Here is an 18,825-nt window from a genome sequence, read left to right as displayed (position 1 = left end):
AACTCGCAGTCAGGTGTTCAAGCGCAACGCACGAGCCGCGCGCCATGGGGTGGGATGGTGAGCTGGCGGGTGCCTGCGGGCAGGTCCGCACGCGCCCAGCAGTCGCGGCTGGCGTCGGGAAGCCATGCCGGCAGTGGCACCTGCCATGGCGCTTCGCCGGTGTTCAGCCACGCCGCCCAGGTGCCTTGCGGGCCGGTGCAAACGAAGCGATGGCCCCGTGCCACCGAGTGCCACTCGCGTGCCCCGGGCACGCGCAGCAGCGCCAGCACCTCGGGGTTGGTCACCAGGCGCAGCGTCCAGTCGTCGAGCTTGCGCAGATCGTTGCCGAGGATGAGCGGGCTGCGCGCGCAGGTCCAGGCCGTGAGCATCATCAGTTGCTCGTCACGCGTGAAACCGGTTTCGCGCTCGCCGCGGCCTTGCTCGTCGTAGTTGCGCAGGCCGATCTTGCCGACGGGCAGCATGTCCGCATCGGGCCAGGCGCCCGCGCGGGCGTGCGGCGCCCACTTCACCAGGTTCACGAGGTTGTCGCGCAGCTGGGGCCAGGTGTCCCAGAAATCGTTGCACACGCGCCATTGGTTGGCATGCGCCTGCAGGTGCGCCGCATGCTCCAGCTGGGCCGGGCCGGGCGACAGGCTCAGCACCATGGGCCGGCCGGTGGCGTCGATGGCGCGGCGGATCAGCTCCACTTCCTTCGCCTGGTAGTTCGGGGCGGCGATGTCGTCCACCTTGACAAAGTCCACGCCCCATTCGGCCAACTGGGCAAACCAGGCGCGGTACCAGTCGAAGGCGCCGGGGTGCTCGGGCTTGACGCCGCACATGTCGGTGTTCCAGGCGCAGGTCGAGCCGGCGTTGGCCACCTCGTTGCAGCGGTACTTGCTGCCGGCGATGGGCAGCTCCAGCCCGACCGCCTGGCGCGGAATGCCACGCATGATGTGCACGCCGAAGCGCAGGCCCATGGCGTGCACCTGGGCGGCGAGCGGCGCGAAGCCACGGCCGCCGGCGGCGCTGGGGAAGCGATTGGGCGCGGGTTGCGGGCGGCCGTTGCCGTCCAGCACCAGCGGCGCGAAGTTCCGGTACCACCCCGACGTGGCGCCTGCCTCGTACCACTGGATGTCGACGGTGGCGGTGTCGTAGCCGAAGGGCAGGAAGCGCTCGGCCAGGATGCGTGCGTTGTCCAGGTACTCGGCTTCGGTGACGCTGGCGCCGAAGGCGTCCCAGCTGTTCCAACCCATGGGCGGCGCGGGCGCCCAGGCGTGGAAGGGCAGGCCGGGCTCTGGGGCGCCCACGGCGGAGGTGTTGGCGGCAGGCGCGGGGGCAGCAGCCGCCGACCCGCCGGCCACGGCAGCCAGACCGGCGCCTGCGACGGTGCGCACGAAGCTGCGGCGGCCGGGTTCATCGGGCACGGTGCCCGTCGACGTTGTCTTGTTCATGGGCGATTGAAGAAAGGAGATGAAGGAGACGGAGGTTCAGTTGCTGTACAGCAGGCCCCGGCCGGTGCCGCTGAAATAGATGCGGCCATAGACGTTCTGGTCGGCCGCCAGCGCGCCGATGCCGCCGAACTGGTGGGCGTCGTCGTTGAAGCGCGACCAGGTGGCGCCGCCGTCGTCGGAGCGGTAGACGCCCCAGACGCCACCCACCACGCCCACCACATAGACCGCCGCCGAGTACGTGGCGCCAGGCTTGGCCTTGCCCAGGGCCACCGCCGAGGCGCCCTGCACGTCGGCCCATGGGTTGCCGACAAAGATCGACGCGAAGTTGCTGAGCTTGGCCCAGGTCGCGCCCGAATCGGTCGAGTGGTAGACGGCGTTGCCGTCGGCCAGCCAGAGGTCGCCCTCGGCATTGGGGTTGACCGCCAGCGAGGTGTTCCCGAAATAGTTGGGCGCCAGCCCCGCGGCCACCGAGCCGGGGCTCAGCGTGAACGTGTGGCCGCCATCCGTCGAGACGTAGACCTTGCCCGGCGTGCCCCACCAGTGACCACCGGAATCGTAGGCATAGACCTTGTTCGGGTTCTTGCGATCTGCGGCCAGGCGGTAGGCGCGGGGGTAGATGCTGTTGATCGCCGGCAGATTGGTCGGCACCCAGGTGGCGCCGTTGTCCGTGGTGTAGGACGGCACCGAATAGCCGGGCGCCCAGACCGCCTTGTTGCGCGCCGTGACGGCGATGCTCGCTTCTCCACCCTTGTTGTCCGCGACGCCCGTCGGGTAGGTGGCGAACTTCGCCCAGGTCTTGCCGCCGTCGCCGGACGAGTAGCCGAAGCCGGTGCTGGTACCGAGGACAACGCCGATGGAGGCGATGTATTGCGGGTCGGCCCACGCCATGTCGGCGGCGAAGCCGTTGCTCCAGCTGGTACCCGGCGTCAAGGTCGGCTTCGTCGCCAGATTGGTGTGCACCCAGGGGCCGACGTCGCCCGAACTGTTGATCAAGGTGTACGTGGCGCCGGCCGGCGGCGTGGCCAGGCCGAGAACGGCAGTCTCCTCCAGACCGTCGATCGCCTCGTTCCAGCTCGGCGTGGCCGAGGAAGCGTTGCGCGTTTCCCAGATGCCGCCGCCATGGACGTGCAGCACGCGGTCGGGGTTGGACGGATCGATCTCGACGTCGTCGGGCCAGCCCCAGAAGGAACCGTCGGCCGGCGTGCGCGGCATGGTGGCCGCGATCTCGCGCCAGGTCTTGCCGGCGTCGCTTGACCACTGAATGGCCTGCTGACCGCTGTAGTTGCCCCAGGTGTTGGTCACACCCAGCGCAATGCGGGTGGTCGAGCCGGTGCCGGAGACGGACAGTCCGCCGAGGCCAAGGCCCGTTCCGGTCCCGCCGCTGTTCGGGTCTTTCAGCAGGGTCCAGTTGTTGCCGTCGAACTTGTAGAGCCGCGCGGGGCCGCCGGCGCCTGGCCCGGAGTCCTGGGTGAACACGACATAGAACATGCCATCCGCAGCGCGCACCATGTGCGGGATGTGATAGCCGGAGACCGGCGTCGAGATCGCGGTCCACGACGTGCCGCCATTGGTCGACTTGTACAGGTTCGAGCTCAGGCCCGCTGCCTTGACGTAGTCCGGGGCGATGGGCGCGTAGATCGTCTGCGTGGCCGAGCCGCTGCCCTTGCTGCCGGTGTCGTAGACGAGCGTCTCGACGCCCATCGCCGTGCCGCCGTTGGCGTTGAGCTGGTCCGCGGTCATCTTGAGGGTCGACAGCGACGTGACCTGCGCCCAGGTGAGGCCCGAGTCGATGCTCTTCCACAGGCCGGCCGTGCGCGAGCCGTAGAACAGCGTCGACGGTTTGTTGGGGTCGACCATCAGGCGTTCGCCGATGGCCCGGCCGGGGTTGTTGCCGCCCAGCGGGAAGGGCAGGGCGACGTAGGTCCAGTGGTCACCGCGGTCGCTGGAGATGTACAGGCGGCCATTGCCTTCGGACACGTACATGCCGGCGGCCATGTAGACGAGCTGGTCGTTGTTCGGATCGACGGCCATGCTTTCGACGCCGTGGTACCGGGCTTCGGCTGCACCGAAGCCCGGGCCATCAGTGATGGGCACCCAGGACGCAGCGGCCTGGTTCCAGCGGTAGGCGCCGCCGATGTCGGTGCGCGCGTACAGCAGGTTGGCGGTGGTCGGATGGAAGACGAGGCCGGTGACATAGCCGCCACCGCCCCACTTCACGCTCGCCCAGGTGGTGCCGTCGGCCGGAGCAGGAGCGGGAGCCGGAGCCGGAGCCGGAGCCGGAGCCGGAGCCGGAGCCGGAGCCGGGGCCGGGGCCGGGGCAGGGGCAGGGGCAGGGGCAGGGGCAGGGGCAGGGGCAGGGGCAGGGGCAGGGGCAGGGGCAGGTGTGGGCGCGGGTGCTGGCGCGTCGCCACCACCGCCGCCACAACCCGCCATCAGGGTCGCGGTGACGATGGAGAAAACGGAGAGTTGTTTGCTGTACTTCATGGCGAAAAAGGCGTGTGGTTCGTTGACGGGGATGGCGCGGTGGCGCTGATCACGAGGCAGGGCAGGCGTTCATTTCTTGCACAACACGCTGATGGCGTTGGGGGCGGTGGCGGTGACCAGGCCCAGCCGATAAGGCAGCTCGATGTATTCATACGTCTTGCCTTTTTCCAGATCCAGGCCCTGGAAGAGGAACCTCAGCGGCAGGCAGGGGTCGATGCTCAGCGTCTGGTCGATGCCGTCGCGGATCATTTCGCCGTGGGACACGCCTTCGGACCAGATCCGGCCGTCGAACTTGACGTTGTCGGTGCCAGCGAACAGGTTCATCGGGGCGCCGGGAACGGGTTGCCAGGTGCCGTCCAGGCGGTCGGCGGTCCAGGCCCGGAAATACCTGCCCTTGGGCCCCATCGCCTCGATCAGTGTCAAGTACTGGTCGGTGCCGGTGATCTTGTAGGTGTTGCTCGCCTCGAACATGTCCTCGAGCTTTTCCTTCATGACGACGACGGGGTCGGCGAAGCCCTGAGGGAAGCGCTCGATCGTCGTCTCACCGCGGTAGAAGCTGCCGTTGTCGCCCGTGAAGAAGAGATGGCACTTCCTGTCGTCGCAGATGTTCCAGAAGTCCAGCCAGGTCGCATTGCCCTTGGCGTCCTTCACGCTCGCCGGCACGTTTGCATAGAAGGGCTTGGGCGCCGTCCACGACAGGGGGTCGGCGATGTTGCTGCTCGTGGAATACAGCGGGTCGCCGCCCTGGTAGATCAGGTACCAGAGCTTGTGCGGCGCGAAGTAGAAGACCTGGGGTGCTGCGCGATAGCCCGGCCCCATGGGCGACTTGTCCAGCATGAACTGAGGGGCATTGGGAGCCTCCTGCCAGTTCGCAAAGCTCGTGTAGGCCAAGCCCCAGCCGTTCTTCCCGGCCGTGGTCATGAAGACGTGATAGCGGCCGTCGTGATAGACGATGGTCGGGTCTTTGACGCCCAAGATGTCCGTCCGGTCAGCCGGCGGCTTGATCAAGGGCTCGCTGGATTTCCATTCAAAAGCGACGGCCGGTGCCGGTGCCGGTGCTGGTGCTGGTGCGGGTGCGGGTGCGGGTGCGGGTGCCAGGGCCGGCGTCGCGCCACCACCGCCACAGCCAGCCACCACGGTCGCGGTGACGATGGAGAGAACGGCGAGTCGTTTGCTGAACTTCACGGGCGAAGACCGGAGCTGGTTCGTCGATGTCATGGCGCTGCGACGCTGGTCACTTGGCAGGCAATGGCTCCAGCACCACGGCGGCGCCGCCAGCCGCGGCCAGCGACAGGCTCAGCACGTCCTTGCGGGTCACCTTGCGCTCCGTGCGGCGCACCTCGCGCACGACCTCGCCGTCCTGCCAGATCGTGGCGCGCCAGTTGCCGGCCGGCAGGAAGCCGAGCGAGACCTTTTGCGTGCGGGCCTGGTCGCCCGTCATCGCGCCGATGTACCAGGTCTTGCCCTGGCGGCGCGCCAGCACGATGTCCTGTCCCGGCTCGCCGGAGAGGAAACGGGTCTCGTCCCAGGCGGTCGGCACGCGCTTGATGAAGTCGAAGCCCGGCTCGCCGCGGTAGTTCGTGGGGTCGTCCGACACCATCTGCAGCGGGCTGTCGTAGACGACGTACATCGCCAGCGCCTGGCCGCGCGTGTTCTGCACCAGCGGCATCTCGGCGCGCACCTCGAAGGTGGCCGGTGTCGCGTTGCGGAAGCCCCCGGGCGTGTAGTCCATCGGGCCGACCAGCATGCGCGTGTACGGCAGGGTCACGTTGTGGCTGGGGGTGGTGCGCGTGGTCATCTTGCTCCACTCGGCGCCGAGCACGCCTTCCTGCGTGATGTAGTTGGGAAAGGTGCGCTGCAGGCCGGCGGGCACGTAGGCGCCATGCAGGTCCAGCAGCAGCTTGCGCTTGGCGGTGGCGGCGGCGATGCGCTCGTAGAAGTCCACCACCTGCTGGTCGTCGCGGTTCATGAAGTCGACCTTGACGCCCTTGATGCCCCAGCGGACATAGGTGTCCAGCACTTCGTCCATGCGTGCGTCCACATGCACCCAGTGGGCCCACAGCAGCAGGCCGACGCCCTTGGCTGCGGCGTAGCGCGCGAGTTCGGGCATGTCGATGCCCTTGGCCGGTCGCGTGATGTCGGTCTCCGGGCTGGCATCGCAGCAGCCGCTCGGGCCCGAGGCCCAGTTGGCGTCGATGAGGTAGTAGGGGAAGCCGGACTCGGCGGCGAAGTCGATGAAGCGCTTGTAGGCGCCCATGTCGGGCTTCATGCCGACCAGCGGGCCGGACCACCAGTCCCATGCCGCCTTGCCGGGCTTGACCCAGCTGAAGTCGCCTTGCGGTGGCGGGTTGAGGTTGCCGACGAGGTGGGACTCGATCAGCTTGCCGGCCTGGTCGGCCATCATGACGGCGCGCCAGGCGGTCGTCAGGCCAGCGGTCGAGACGAAGGCGGGGCCGGCGCGTCCCGGCACGCCGGACAGGTGCAGGCGCAGTGCGTTGCCCTCCTGCCGCAGTGACGCGCCGGTGTAGCCCTGCAGATTGGCCTGCGTGATGGCGTAGTGCGTGCGGCCCGACGGCGTGGCGCAGACCACCGGCACGTCGTAGGCGACGCCGGGCTTCAGCTGCGAGACCTTCAGGCGCTCGAACGCCTGCTCGTGCGAACCGTCGGCCGGCGTGACCAGGCACGACGGGTCGCCGGCCGGCACGAAGGCCGTGCGTTCGCCGCGCAGGCTGACCGGCGCCGTGCCGTCCAGCCGGTAGCGGAAGGCGACGCCGTCGTCGTAGGCGCGGGCATCGATGAAGAGACGGCGGCCGCCGCCGGCCTCGCGGAAGGCGAGCGTCGCACCGCGGTAGTGGTCGCGCGCCGTGGCCGCCTTCGTGGCGACGAGAGGAATGACGCGGTCCTCGGCGACGTCCTGGCGCGACTCCAGCGTCAACGCGCCAAGGGCCTGGCCTTCCAGCTCCAGCCCAAGGGGCGAGGGAGCGATGACGGCATCGCCGCTGCGGTTGATGCTGAACGTGGCGCCGTCGTCGGCAATGCGCAGCGCGACGCGGCCGTTGGGCGAGGTGATGACGGCGTCGACCGCGTGGGCGCCCGATGCGGCCAGGGCCAGCGTGGCGATGGCGAGATGAGTGATGGTCTTCATGGAGATGTGTGGGCGGTGTGGGTCTTGGAGAGCGTTCAGCCCAGGCGTATTTCCACGGCGCGGCCGGTGTAGACCACCTCGCGCAGCGGTGTGGATTGCAGCGTCGGCCCGCCGTTGCCGATGCGGTGGATGCGCAGGCGCTTCGTCGTGCGCATGCCCGCGAAGCGCCCGATGCGCGCCGCCAGGCGCAGCACGCCGCGGCGGTCGTCCCAGGTCATGCGGATCACGCTGAACCCGCCCTTCTCATAGGCATAGTCCAGGCCGCTGTCTTCGTACAGCTCGAAGACACCGTCGGCACCGGGCACGACGTAGAGGTCGAGCACGTCACCGGTGGCCTCGGCGGTGGACTGCAGTACCGGCCCGAGCGGCAGGATGCTGCCCGCGCGCAGGTGCAAAGGCATGCGCTCCAGCGGCGACGCCACGTCATGCGTGCGGCCACCGGCGCGCCGTTCTCCTGTCCAGAAATCGACCCAGCCGCCGGCGGACTGCGGCAGGTACACCTGCCAGGTCGACACCTCGGGCGCCAGGACGGGCGCCACATGCAGGGCGCGGCCGAACATATAGCTGTGCGCCTGGTCCAGGGCCTGGGGGTCCTGCGGGAAATCGAACACGAGCGGCCGCATGATCGGCGCGCCTTTCGCATGGACCTCGTGGGCCAGGCTGTAGAGGTAGGGCAGCAGCTGATAGCGCAGCTCCAGATACTGGCGCGCCACCGTCTCCACCGTGTCGCCATAGCGCCAGAACTCGGTGTTGGTCATGTAGCCGTGCACGCGCTGCAGCGGTAGGAAGGTCGCGTACTGGAACCAGCGGAGCAGGCGCTCGTGGTAGGCCTTGTCGGTGTACTGGCCGTCGCCCGGGCGGAAGAAGCCGCCGGCGTCGACCGTCCAGTAGGCATAGCCGGCGGCGGCCATGTTGAGGCCCGCGGGGATCTGCCGCTTGAGCGTGTCCCAGTCGTTGCCGATGTCGCCCGACCAGGTGGCTGCCGCATGGCGTTGCTGCCCGGGGAAGGCCGAGCGCGTCATGATCATCACGCGCCGGTCAGGCGCCGCCTCGCGCTGGCCTTCATAGACGGTGCGCGTGACGTACCACGGGTAGGCCAGGCGCACGCGCTCACCGCGGCCTGCGGCCGTGCGCCGGCCCACCAGGTCGTCGTTCTCGGGTTCCGTCGCGTCCTGCCACCAGGCGTCGATGCCGAGCTTGAGCAGGCGTTCGCGCTGGTTGTTCCAGTAGAAGGCGGCGGCCTTGGGGTCGAAGAAGTCGACCCAGTCGGTCTGGTCGATGTAATGGCCGGCGGCTGCGGTGGTGCGGCCGAGTTCGGTGTCGCGCCCGATCTTGGCCCACACCGACAGCATGAGCCGCCCGTTCAGGCCGTGCACCTCGCGCACCAGCGCGGCGGGATCGGGGTAGTGGGCCTCGTCGAAACGCATCGCGTTCCAGCCGTGGCGGCCCCAGTACTGCCAGTCCTGCACCATCACGTCGACGGGCAGCTTGCGGCGGCGGAACTCGCGCAGCGTGTCGACGATCTCTTCCGACGAATGGAAGCGTTCGCGGCAGTGGATGTAGCCATAGGCCCAGCGCGGCATCATCGGCGTGGCGCCGGAGATCTCGCGGTAGCCCTCGAACACCTCGTCCGCGCTGGGGCCGGCGATGACGATGTAATCGATGGCATCGGCCACCGGTGAGCGCCACGTTGTGGTCGCGCGCACGGCGCCGAAGCGCAGAGCGGGAGAGTCGTCCTTGTCGGCGTTGACGCGCACCTGATGCTCGCCTGCCGGCAGCTCGACGACAAAGCCGACCGTCGGTGGCAGCCAGTGGTTCGCGATCTCGACGCAGGACTTGCCGTCGATCTCGACGGAATGGCGCGAACCCATCGCGCGGCCGACATCGAGGAGGAAGGCGAAACGGCCGGCCACGCCCGTTCGGAACGTGCCTTCAAAGCGCGTCAGGTTTCGCACGACCTGCGCGTTGCCCGTGGTCGTCGTCACATCGACGACTTCGGCCTTGTTCTCGACGTTGACACGACTCAGCGCCACCCACTGCTCGGGCGTGTTCAGCTCGGCCATGCCGTTGTTGTGCCAGAGCAGGCCGTAGCCGCGGCTGGACAGCATGAACGGCAGGCTGATCTGCGTGTTCACCTGCGTCAGGCGGCGCGGGTGGCCGCGCAGGTCCATGGCCCCGTCCTGGAAGCAGCCGGTGCCATAGAGCCGCTCTCCCTCAGGTGACTCGAACACCTGCTCGGCGATGAACACGGCCTCGTCGCCCAGCCGCGACGGCGTCAGCCGCCGGCTGCCCGGCGCTTCAGCGAGCAGCAAGGCGCCGTTGCGGTCGAAGAAGCGCAGCGCCCCGGTGCCGTTGTCCACCTCGCAGCGGATGGCCGGCAGTTCCAGGCGGATAGCGTCCGCGCCCGGCGTCTGCTTCATGAGAGGCTTGGCGCGGCCGGGCAGCAGCGCGAGGCTTGGTGGCGGCGCCTGCGTTATGGCCGGCGTTGTGGCCTGCGGAGGAAGGAAGCGCACGCGCAGCGCCCGGTCGCAGAGCCCGCTGATCCGCAGCGTGCCCTGGGGTGTCGTCAGCACCCATTCCGCGGCTAGCGATGGCTGGGTGCGGCGGGTCGCGACGCCCTCAGACGCCAGGTTGCCGGCGGCGTTCGCCACGCTGAAGGAGGAAGCCATCGCGGCCGTTGCCGCCGCAGCGCCCAGTGGAGTGGCGGCTGCGGCGAGTGCCACCTGCAATGCCTCGCGCCGCGAGAGCGTGGGTTTGGTGTCTTTCATGCAGTCAGACCGTTGCCGCGGATCTTCACCACCACGGCCGGCGAGCCGGCCAGGCCCTCGGGCAGCTTGACCTCCAGTCCCTTGCGGGTGCGCTTGAAGGGCAGGCTGTCGCCGGAGCCCACGGCCTCGATGCGGTCGATGGCGCCTGGCGCCACGTTCGAGTCCTGGGCCAGCGTCTGGATGCGCAGCACGCCGTCCTTGGGCCAGCCCAACGCGATGGCGTAGAGGGCGCCGCCCTTGGTCGTGAAGCGGATGTCTTCGGCCGTCAGCGGCTTGGAGTTGCCCTCGCTGAACATGCCACTGCCCACCTTCGTCGGGCCTTCGCCGAAGGTGCGCCAGGGGCGCGTGCCGTAGATGGCCTCGCCGTTGCGCGCCATCCAGGTGGCGATCTCTTCCAGGATCTTGCGCTCGTCGGCATCGATGGTGCCGTCGCCGCGCAGCGGCACCGACAGCAGCAGGTTGCCGTTCTTGGAGACGATGTCGCACAGCCGATGGATGACCGTGCTGGCGGGCTTGTACTGGTGGTTGTCGAAGAGGGAGCGGGCGTAGTGCCAGTCGCCCAGGCAGGTGTCGGTCTGCCAGGGCAGCGGCTCGATGCCATCGCGAAAGCCGCGCTCCACGTCCTCCACGACGCCGGCGCGCCACTCGGCGGGCATCACCTTGGCGTTGAGTACCGCTTCCAGCTTGCCGCCGTTCCAGGCCATGCTGGCGTTGTAGTAGTGCGCCGCGATGTCCAGCCCCGCCTGGCCCAGCGGCAGGCCGTGGTTGTCCATGTAGATGAGGTCGGGCTTGTAGCTGTCGATCAGGTCGCGGCAGCGCAGGTACCACGAGCGCGTGAAGGCGAGGTTCTGAAGCGGCGGTTTCTCGTCCCAGTAGTAGGTGTTCTGGTCATGCCAGGCTTCGACGCTGCGGATGGTCTTGAAGCCGTCGGGCATGACGATGTTGCGGCCCGTGTAGAGATCCTGCGGGTCCAGGCCTTCCCACCATTTGCCCTTGCCGTCGGCCTTGGTCAGGTGGAAGGCGTCGTAGCGCTGGCCGGCGTAGGGGCCTTCCGCGTCATAGCCGTAGGCCGACTGGTACCAGTGCCAGGCATGGGCACCGTGGTTGCTGACGCCGAAGCGCAGGCCGCGTGCGCGGGCGGCCTTCTCCCAGGTGCCGACGATGTCCTTCTTCGGGCCCACGCGCATCGTGTTCCAGCCGTGGTACTTGGAGTTGAACGTGTCCTGGTTGTCGTGGTGGTTGGCGAGGGCGACGAAGTACTTCGCGCCCGCCTTCACGTACAGGTCCATCAGCGCTTCGGGCTCCCAGTTCTCGGCCTTCCAGCGGTTCTGGATCTCCATGAAACCGGACTTCGTCGGGTGGCCGTAGGTCTTGATGTGGTGGTCGTACTGCCAGTTGCCCTGGATGTACATGCGCCGGGCATACCAGTCGCCCATCTCGGGCACGCATTGCGCGCTCCAGTGGGCCCAGATGCCGAACTTGGCATCGCGGAACCAGTCGGGCGTCTCGTAGCCGTCGACGAGGGAGTCCCAGGTCGGCTTGAAGGGGGTCGGCGCGGCCTGCGCGGCGGGCAGGCCGGCGGCGCCCATGGTGGCGGCGGTGGCTTGCAGCAGCGAGCGGCGGGAGAGTTTTTGTGTCATGGCTTGCTTTCAGTAAAAGGGGCGGCCGCTCATGCGAGGCCCGGTCCGCGGACCTTCAGCGCGATCGCGGGCGTGCCGGCCAGGCCCTCGGGCAGCCGCACCTCCAGCCCTTGCGGGGTGCGCGTGAAGGGCAGGCTGTCGATGGAGCCCACCGCTTCGACGCGCTCGATCACGCCTGGCGCCAGCGCCGAGTCCTGCGCAAGCGCTGCAATGCGCATGACGCCGTTCTCCGGCCAAGCCAGCCCGATGGCGTAGAGCGCACCGGCCTTGGCTGTGAAGCGGATGTCCTGGGTGGTGAAGTTCTTGACCTGGCCTTCGCTGAACATGCCACCGCCGACCTTCGTCGGCCCTTCGCCGAAGGTGCGCCACGGCCGTGTGCCATGGATGGCCTCGCCGTTGCGACCCATCCAGGCGGCGATGTCTTCCAGGATCTTGCGTTCGTCGGCATCGATGCTGCCGTCACCGCGCAGCGGGATGGACAGCAGCAGGTTGCCGTTCTTGGAGACGATGTCCACCAGGCGGTGGATGACGCTGGCGGCTGACTTGTAGCCGTGGGCGTCGAAGATGCCGCGGTTGTAGTGCCAGTCGCCGATGCAGGTGCAGGTCTGCCAGGGCAGCGGCTCAATGCCGGCGCGCTGGCCCCGCTCGAGATCCTCCACCACGCCGCCACGCCATTCGGGTGGGAGCTCCTTGGCGTTGATGACAGCCTCCACCTTGCCGCCGTGCCAGGCCATGCTGGCGTTGTAGTAGTGCGCCGCGATGTCCAGGCCGGCCTGGCCGAGCGGCAGGTGAGAGTTGTCGAAGTAGACGAGGTCGGGCTTGTAGCTGTCGATCAGGTCCCGGCAGCGCAGGAACCACTGGCGAATGAACGCCGGGTTGTTCGGTGGCTCCACGTCTTTCCAGGTGTAGTAACTGCGCTGATGCCATTCGGTGACGGCGGCCACGGTGCTGATGCCGTCGGGCATCACCCTGTTGGGGCCCGTGTAGAGATCCTGCGGGTCCAGGCCTTCCCACCATTTGCCCTTGCCGTCGGCCTTGGTCAGGTTGAACGCGTCGTAGCGCTGGCCGGCCAACGGGCCTTCGGGGTCGTAGCCATAGGCAGGCGCCAACCAATGCCAGGCACGCGACGAGTGGTTGCTGACGCCGAAGCGCAACCCCTTGGCGCGGGCCAGCTTGGCCCAGGTGCCGACGATGTCCTTCTTGGGCCCGACGCGCACCGAGTTCCACGCGTGGTACTTCGAGTCGTAGGCGTCGAAGTTGTCGTGGTGGTTGGCGAGCGAGACAAAGTACTTCGCACCCGCCTTCACGTACAGGTCCATCAGCGCTTCGGGGTTCCAGTTCTCGCCCTTCCAGCGGTTCTGCATCTCCATGAAGCCGACCTTGGTGGGGTGGCCGTAGGTCTTGACGTGGTGGGCGTACTGCCAGTTGCCCTGCAGGTACATGTTGCGGGCATACCAGTCGCCCATCTCGGGCACGCATTGCGCGCTCCAGTGCGCCCAGATGCCGAACTTGGCATCGCGGAACCAGTCGGGCGTGCGGTAGCCGTCGACAAGGGAATCCCAGGTCGGCTTGAAGGGCATGGGTGCGGCCTGCACTGCCGGCAGGCCGGCGGCGCCCATGGTGGCGGCTGTGGCTTGGAGCAGCGAGCGGCGGGAAAGCTTCTGTGTCACGGCTGGCTCTCAGCGAAAAGCGCGGCCGCTCATGCGAGGCCGGGGCCGCGCACCTTCAGCGCGATCGCGGGCGTGCCGGCCAGCCCCTCGGGCAGCCGCACCTCCAGCCCTTGCGGGGTGCGCTTGAACGGCAGGCTGTCGGTAGAGCCCACGGCTTCGACACGCTCGATCACGCCCGGTGCCAGGCCTGAGTCCTGCGCCAGCGCGGCGATGCGCATGACGCCGTTCGTCGGCCAGGCCAGCCCGATGGCGTACAGCGCGCCGGCCTTGGTGGTGAAGCGGATGTCCTGGGCGGTGAAGGTCTTGATCTGCCCTTCGCTGAACATGCCGCCTCCGACCTGCGTCGGCCCTTCGCCGAAGCTGCGCCACGGCCGGGTGCCGTGGATGGCTTCGCCGTTGCGGCCCATCCATTCGCTTAAGCCCTCCAGGACCTTGCGCTCGTCGGCATCGATGCTGCCGTCGCCGCGCAGCGGGATGGACAGCAGCAGGTTGCCGTTCTTCGAGACGATGTCCACCAGGCGGTGGATGACGCTGGTGGCCGACTTGTAGCCATGCCGGTCGAAGACGCCGCGGTTGTAGTGCCAGTCGCCGATGCAGGTGTCGGTCTGCCAGGGCAGCGGCTCGATGCCGGCGCGCTGGCCACGCTCGACGTCCTCGACGACGCCGGCGCGCCATTCGGGCGGGATCTCCTTGGCGTTGAGAACGGCCTCCAGCTTGCCGCCGTGCCAAGCCATGCTGGCGTTGTAGTAGTGCGCCGCGATGTCCAGGCCGGTCTGGCCGAGTGGCAGGCGCGAGTTGTCGAAATAGACGAGGTCGGGCTTGTAGCTGTCGATCAGGTCGCGGCAACGCAGGAACCATTGGCGCGTGAACGCCGGGTTGTGCGGCGGCGCCTTCTCGTCCCACACGCGGTCGTTGTGCTCATGCCATTCGTTGGCGGTGCGCATGGTGCTGATGCCGTCGGGCATCACCATGTTGCGGCCCGTGTAGAGGTCCTGCGGATCCAAGCCTTCCCACCATTTGCCTTTGCCGTCGGCCTTGGTCAGGTTGAAGGCGTCGTAGCGCTGGCCGGCCAGCGGGCCTTCGGGGTCGTAGCCATAGGCAGGCGCCAGCCAGTGCCAGGCATGCGCCGAGTGGTTGCTGACGCCGAAGCGCATGCCCCTGGCGCGGGCTGCCTTGGCCCAGGTGCCGACGATGTCCTTCTTGGGACCGACGCGCACCGAGTTCCACGGGTGGTACTTGGAGTCGTAGGCGTCGAAGTTGTCGTGGTGGTTGGCGAGCGAGACGAAGTACTTGGCACCGGCCTTGGCGTACAGGTCCATCAGCGCCTCGGGCTCCCAGGCCTCGGCCTTCCAGCGGTTCTGCATCTCCATGAAGCCGACCTTCGTCGGGTGGCCGTAGGTCTTTACGTGATGGTCGTACTGCCAGTTGCCCTGCAGGTACATGTTGCGGGCATACCAGTCGCCCATCTCGGGCACGCATTGCGCGCTCCAGTGCGCCCAGATGCCGAACTTGGCGTCGCGGAACCAGTCGGGTGTACGGTAGCCGCCGACGAGGGAATCCCAGGTCGGCTTGAAGGGGGCGGGCGCTGCGTGGGCGGCAGGCAGGCCGGCGGCCCCCATGACGGCAGCGGAGGACTGGAGCAGTGCGCGGCGGGAAAGTTGCTGATTCATGGTGCTCAGGGTTTGAGTGAATGGGGAGCGTCGGCCGGCATGCCGTAGACGATGCCGCGGCCCACGGTGCTCATGTAGACCAGGCCTTCGATGTTCATGTCGCCCATGACGAACTCGCCGTTGCCGGGGCCGCCGAACTGATGCGCGTCGTCGTTGATGCGCTGCCAGCTGGCGCCGGCGTCGCTGGAGCGATACACGCCCAGCGGCTTGCCCTGGGGCGAGCCCCAGATGAAGACGGTCGGGTAGGGCGCGCCGGCCATCGCCTTGCCGAAGCCCACGGCACCGCAGTGGGCGATGTTGGAGAAGGTGGTGAACGTGCGGCCTGAGTCGGTCGAGCGCGCCAGGCCGCCTTCCTTCAGCGCCACCCAGACGTCACCCTCGCGCCCCGGCGCCACGCGCACCAGCGACGAGCCCTTGGGCGCAAGCGTGGCGGTGGCGGCAAAGCTGGCACCACCGTCCGTGCTCACGCGCACGGTGCCGCGGTCGTAGGCGTAGAACTTGGCCGGGTTCACCGGGTCGCCCACCGGCCGCACCGGCGCGTCCTCCAGGCCGCGCACTGCGGTCCAGACGGGCTTGACTTTGATGAAGTCGTTGGAGCGGAAGGTGAGGTGCTTGCCGTCTTCCTGGCGGAAGCTGTGCAGCAGCGCGGCGCCGTCGGCCGACAGCGCCAGCGTGCCGTAGCCACCCTGCATGCCGGCCACCTCGGTCCACGTGGTGCCCGTGTCCGCTGAGCGGTACATCTTCTTGCCACCCACGCGCACGACGACCGCGGTGTTGCTGCCGGCGACCGCGAGGCCCGAGGTCGAGCCCAGGCGGGGTTCGTGGATGGGCGCAAAAGCGTCGAGCTTTTGATGGCGGAAACCGTCGTAGTCGGCGATCACCGACAGCAGCGGGCCGCCCGGCACGCTGACGGCGACGTTGGGCACGGTTTCCTCCAGCCCCTTGACGGTGAAGGTCCAGGTGGCCGGCTTGGCGTCGATGTCGGCGGTGCGGAACACGCCGTTGCCGGAGGTGACCCAGACGGCGCGGGTGTCGAAGGGGTCGAACTCGATGGAGCCCGTCCAGTGGATGGCATAGGCGGAGATCCAGCTGACGCCGCTGGTGTCCATCGCAAAGCCGCGCTCCACCACGTCGGTCCAGCTGAGGCCGCCGTCGTCGGTCACGTAGAAGCGGTCACCGGCGTTGGCGCCGCCCTGCGGCATCCAGGTGTTGATGGTGGAGATGACCAGCCGCTTCGCGTTCGCGGGATCGACTGACACGCCCGAGAACGCGCGCTTGACGTCCTTGGGCGTGACGTTGGTCCAGCCACTGCTGGCGACCTGGTACTTCCAGACCTGGCCAGCCGTCAGCGGCTCCGGTGGGTTCAGCTTTTTCCAGTCGCCATGCGGACCCGAGCCGTCGCCATAGGTGATGTAGAGATGGCCGTCGCGGGCGAGCGTTGCGCGCTGCGGGATGTAGGCCGAGGGCGCCTCGGCCACCGGCTTGAAGCTGGCGCCGGCGTCGTCGCTGCGGTAGAGGTTGGGGCCGACCGAGCCGAAGCGCGACACGCCCACGAAGATGCGCTGCGCCACGCCGCCCGTCACGCTGGTCGGGTCCAGCAGCACGAAGCTGATACCGGTCTCGTTGGGCGTGGCGGTCACGGGCAGCGCGTCCATGCGTTTGAAGCTGGCGCCGGCGTCGGTGCTCTTGAACAGGCCGTTGGCGCGCGAGCCGACGTAGAGGACGTTGCTGTCGCCGGGGTCGACCTGCAGCTTCTCGCCGTTGCTGCGGCCCAGGCCGTTGCCGTTGGCGCGGAAGAGGTGGCTCACGTCGGTGACGCGGCTGAAGCTGGCGCCGCGGTCGGTGGAGCGCATCACCGCCGTCTTGCCGCCGCTGAAATAGGGCACGCCGGCCAGCAGGTAGACGACCGAGCTGTCCTTGGGGTCGAGTGCCAGGGCGTCGACGCTGAGTAGGCCGACGTCGGCCTCGGACACACCGTCGAGCAGCGAGGTCCAGCTTGCCTTGGCGGCGTCCCAGCGGTAGGCGCCGCCGACGTCGGTGCGGGCGTAGATCAGACCGCGCTCGGTCTTGCTCGGCACGATGGCGGCCACGTAGCCGCCGCCGCCAATCGCCAGGCTGTCCCAGCGGTAGGGTTCAGCCTGGCTCAGAGAGGCCAAAAGCGCCAACGCCGTTGCCAGCAGCGGACGCCAGAAAGTCATGGTGGGTATCAGTTTCATTTCGGTCGACGCCATCACGCGCGAGCCTTGGAACAGGAACAGACCGGGTCGTGAAATCACGACCCGGTCTACGTCGTCACATTACTTGGCGTTGTCGACGATGGCCTTGATCAGTTCAGGGAAGTACTGCGCACCGGTGGAGCGGTTGAACAGGCCGAACTGGTGGTTGGCGTCATAGCCGTTGTCCCACCATGTCGGGACGAGGCCGTGCTGGAAGGCCGACTTGGTCACGTACTTGGTCCAGGCGGTGCGGTAGGTGCCGGCCGGGTCGTACTCGGACTTCAGGATCGCGCCGTACTCACCCATCAGCACCGGCATGCCGGCGTCGACGAAGCGGGTCTTCAGCTTCTGGAACTGAGCGTCCACGTAGGCTTCATTGGCCCAGGTCTCGGTCACGGCCGGGTTGGTCGCGGTCGCGCCCCACTGCCAGATGTTGCTGCCGCCGTCGAGGGCGAAGTGGTACGGATCGTAGAAGTGCACTTCCAGGAACATCCGATTGGTCGCGGAGTCGTTGGGCTTGATGAAGCCGTTGTAGGTCGAGTCGATGTTGGTGTTGAAGCCCTGCACCACGAGATGGCGCTTGGCGTTGTTGCCGCCCGTGGCCCGCACCGTGTTGACGAACACCTGGTTGAACCCGTTCTGAACGGCCTGGTACTCGGCCGTCGGCGGGCCATAGTCGCCTGCGACCATGACTTCGTTGGTGCCGGCGAACAGCAGGTAGTCGTCGTAGTTCTTGAAGTTGTTGGCGATCTGCGTCCACAGCTTGGCCAGGCGCGCGTTAGCGCTCGCTTGGTAGGCGTAGGTCGGGATCAGCCAGCTGCCTTCATGGTGCGTGTTCAGCACGACGTAGAGGCCGGCGTTGCGGGCGTAGCCCACGACCTCGGTGACGCGCGCCATGAAGGTCGGGCTGATGTTGCCGTCGGCGTCGGCGTACTGGTTCCAGCTGACGGGAAGGCGTATGGTCTTGAAGCCGGCCGCCTTCACCGCGCTGATCAGTTGCTGGTTGATCAGCGGGTTGCCCCAGTTGGTCTCGTTGGGCGAGGCGTCCAGCGAGTTGCCCACGTTCCAGGCGGGCGACATCAGCTGCGACAGCTGCACGCTCGTCAGGTCGCGCATGGAGCCGGGCACGGTGATCACGAACGCCTGCGTGGTCTTGGCGCCGCAGCTGTTGGTGTAGGTGGCGGTGGCCGTGCAGCTGGCGGCGGGCGTGATGGTCTGCTCGCGTGCCGAGCCTGATGTGCCGCAGCCGCTCCAGCCCCACGAGCCGCCGGTGACCGGCTGCGGGCCGAGGATGGCCGAGTTGCCCGCGGTGACGGTGGCCGACGACGTCTGCGTCCAGGAGCCATTGACGCTCACATAGGGCGTGATGGCCGTCGGCGTGCAGGCTGTGCCGCGCGTGGCGCTGGCCGAGCCGGAGTTGTAGCTGCCGGCGCTGGTCGTGAACTTGACCCAGTACCAGTAGGGCGTGCCGGTGTTGGCCGAGCCGTCGGCGTAGGTCCTGGCGCTGCTGGCCGGTACCGCGATGCGGCTGCGGCCGTTGGGGTCGGCGTCGGTGTCGCGGTAGACCTCCAGCCGCGAGACGTTGCCGCTGACAGTCCAGTTGAGCTGGTTGTTGTTGGCCGAGCCGTTGGCGGTCAGGCAGACGGTGGCGCCGCCGCCGCTGCCGCAGCTTTGTGCCTGCGCGAGGGTGCCTGCGCTCGCGCCGAAGGCGAGCAGCAGTGCGGGTATCAAGGTTCTCATGTTCTACCTTTCAAGGTTGAAAGTGCTCGGCCGGTTGTCTCCTCCGGATGCGAGCGTTGTAG

At 68.1% G+C, this 18,825-nt stretch carries 10 protein-coding genes; all 10 read right to left on the bottom strand.

The features are described from left to right. Positions 1-17: 17 nt before the first annotated feature. A complete protein-coding gene (locus AC1D2H_RS22705; RefSeq protein WP_478012556.1) occupies positions 18-1,430 on the bottom strand; it encodes a hypothetical protein in 1,413 nt (470 codons plus the stop codon). A 36-nt stretch (positions 1,431-1,466) separates the two neighbouring features. Next, positions 1,467-3,647, bottom strand: a complete 2,181-nt coding sequence (locus AC1D2H_RS22700; RefSeq protein ID WP_478012555.1) for a dockerin — start codon at positions 3,645-3,647, stop codon at positions 1,467-1,469. 336 nt (positions 3,648-3,983) lie between these two features. After that, positions 3,984-5,099, bottom strand: a complete 1,116-nt coding sequence (locus AC1D2H_RS22695; RefSeq protein ID WP_478012554.1) for a glycoside hydrolase family 62 protein — start codon at positions 5,097-5,099, stop codon at positions 3,984-3,986. 49 nt (positions 5,100-5,148) lie between these two features. Next, positions 5,149-7,059 carry a glycoside hydrolase family 97 protein gene (locus AC1D2H_RS22690; RefSeq protein ID WP_478012553.1) on the bottom strand — a complete coding sequence of 637 codons (1,911 nt, stop codon included), beginning with the start codon at positions 7,057-7,059 and terminating at the stop codon, positions 5,149-5,151. A gap of 35 nt (positions 7,060-7,094) precedes the next feature. Further along, positions 7,095-9,827, bottom strand: coding sequence for a glycoside hydrolase family 31 protein (locus AC1D2H_RS22685; protein ID WP_478012552.1), 2,733 nt, complete (start codon positions 9,825-9,827; stop codon positions 7,095-7,097). After that, positions 9,824-11,467, bottom strand: coding sequence for an alpha-L-fucosidase (locus AC1D2H_RS22680; protein WP_478012551.1), 1,644 nt, complete (start codon positions 11,465-11,467; stop codon positions 9,824-9,826). The genes AC1D2H_RS22685 and AC1D2H_RS22680 overlap by 4 nt, the downstream gene beginning before the upstream one ends. A gap of 29 nt (positions 11,468-11,496) precedes the next feature. After that, positions 11,497-13,137 carry an alpha-L-fucosidase gene (locus AC1D2H_RS22675; RefSeq protein ID WP_478012550.1) on the bottom strand — a complete coding sequence of 547 codons (1,641 nt, stop codon included), beginning with the start codon at positions 13,135-13,137 and terminating at the stop codon, positions 11,497-11,499. Between the two features lie 29 nt (positions 13,138-13,166). Then, the gene (locus AC1D2H_RS22670) at positions 13,167-14,807 is read right to left on the bottom strand and encodes an alpha-L-fucosidase (protein WP_478012549.1); all 1,641 of its coding nucleotides are present in this window, start codon (positions 14,805-14,807) and stop codon (positions 13,167-13,169) included. 5 nt (positions 14,808-14,812) lie between these two features. Further along, a complete protein-coding gene (locus AC1D2H_RS22665) occupies positions 14,813-17,005 on the bottom strand; it encodes a WD40/YVTN/BNR-like repeat-containing protein (protein ID WP_478012548.1) in 2,193 nt (730 codons plus the stop codon). Positions 17,006-17,104: 99 nt separating this feature from the next. Further along, positions 17,105-18,763 carry a glycoside hydrolase family 5 protein gene (locus AC1D2H_RS22660; RefSeq protein ID WP_478012547.1) on the bottom strand — a complete coding sequence of 553 codons (1,659 nt, stop codon included), beginning with the start codon at positions 18,761-18,763 and terminating at the stop codon, positions 17,105-17,107. Positions 18,764-18,825 lie beyond the last annotated feature (62 nt).

It is taken from the genome of Roseateles sp. P1_C1_2 (genome assembly GCF_056406535.1).
The sequence above is the reverse complement of the archived record's forward strand: the minus strand, read 5'-3'. Positions and strand labels throughout refer to the sequence as shown.

Bases quoted from the DNA above. Each gene is read 5' to 3' on its own strand.
- AC1D2H_RS22685 (WP_478012552.1), bottom strand. From the start codon at position 9,827: ATGAAAGACACCAAACCCACGCTCTCGCGGCGCGAGGCATTGCAGGTG.
- AC1D2H_RS22670 (WP_478012549.1), bottom strand. From the start codon at position 14,807: ATGAATCAGCAACTTTCCCGCCGCGCACTGCTCCAGTCCTCCGCTGCC.
- AC1D2H_RS22660 (WP_478012547.1), bottom strand. From the start codon at position 18,763: ATGAGAACCTTGATACCCGCACTGCTGCTCGCCTTCGGCGCGAGCGCA.
- AC1D2H_RS22680 (WP_478012551.1), bottom strand. From the start codon at position 11,467: ATGACACAAAAACTCTCCCGCCGCTCGCTGCTGCAAGCCACCGCCGCC.
- AC1D2H_RS22705 (WP_478012556.1), bottom strand. From the start codon at position 1,430: ATGAACAAGACAACGTCGACGGGCACCGTGCCCGATGAACCCGGCCGC.
- AC1D2H_RS22690 (WP_478012553.1), bottom strand. From the start codon at position 7,059: ATGAAGACCATCACTCATCTCGCCATCGCCACGCTGGCCCTGGCCGCA.
- AC1D2H_RS22665 (WP_478012548.1), bottom strand. From the start codon at position 17,005: ATGACTTTCTGGCGTCCGCTGCTGGCAACGGCGTTGGCGCTTTTGGCC.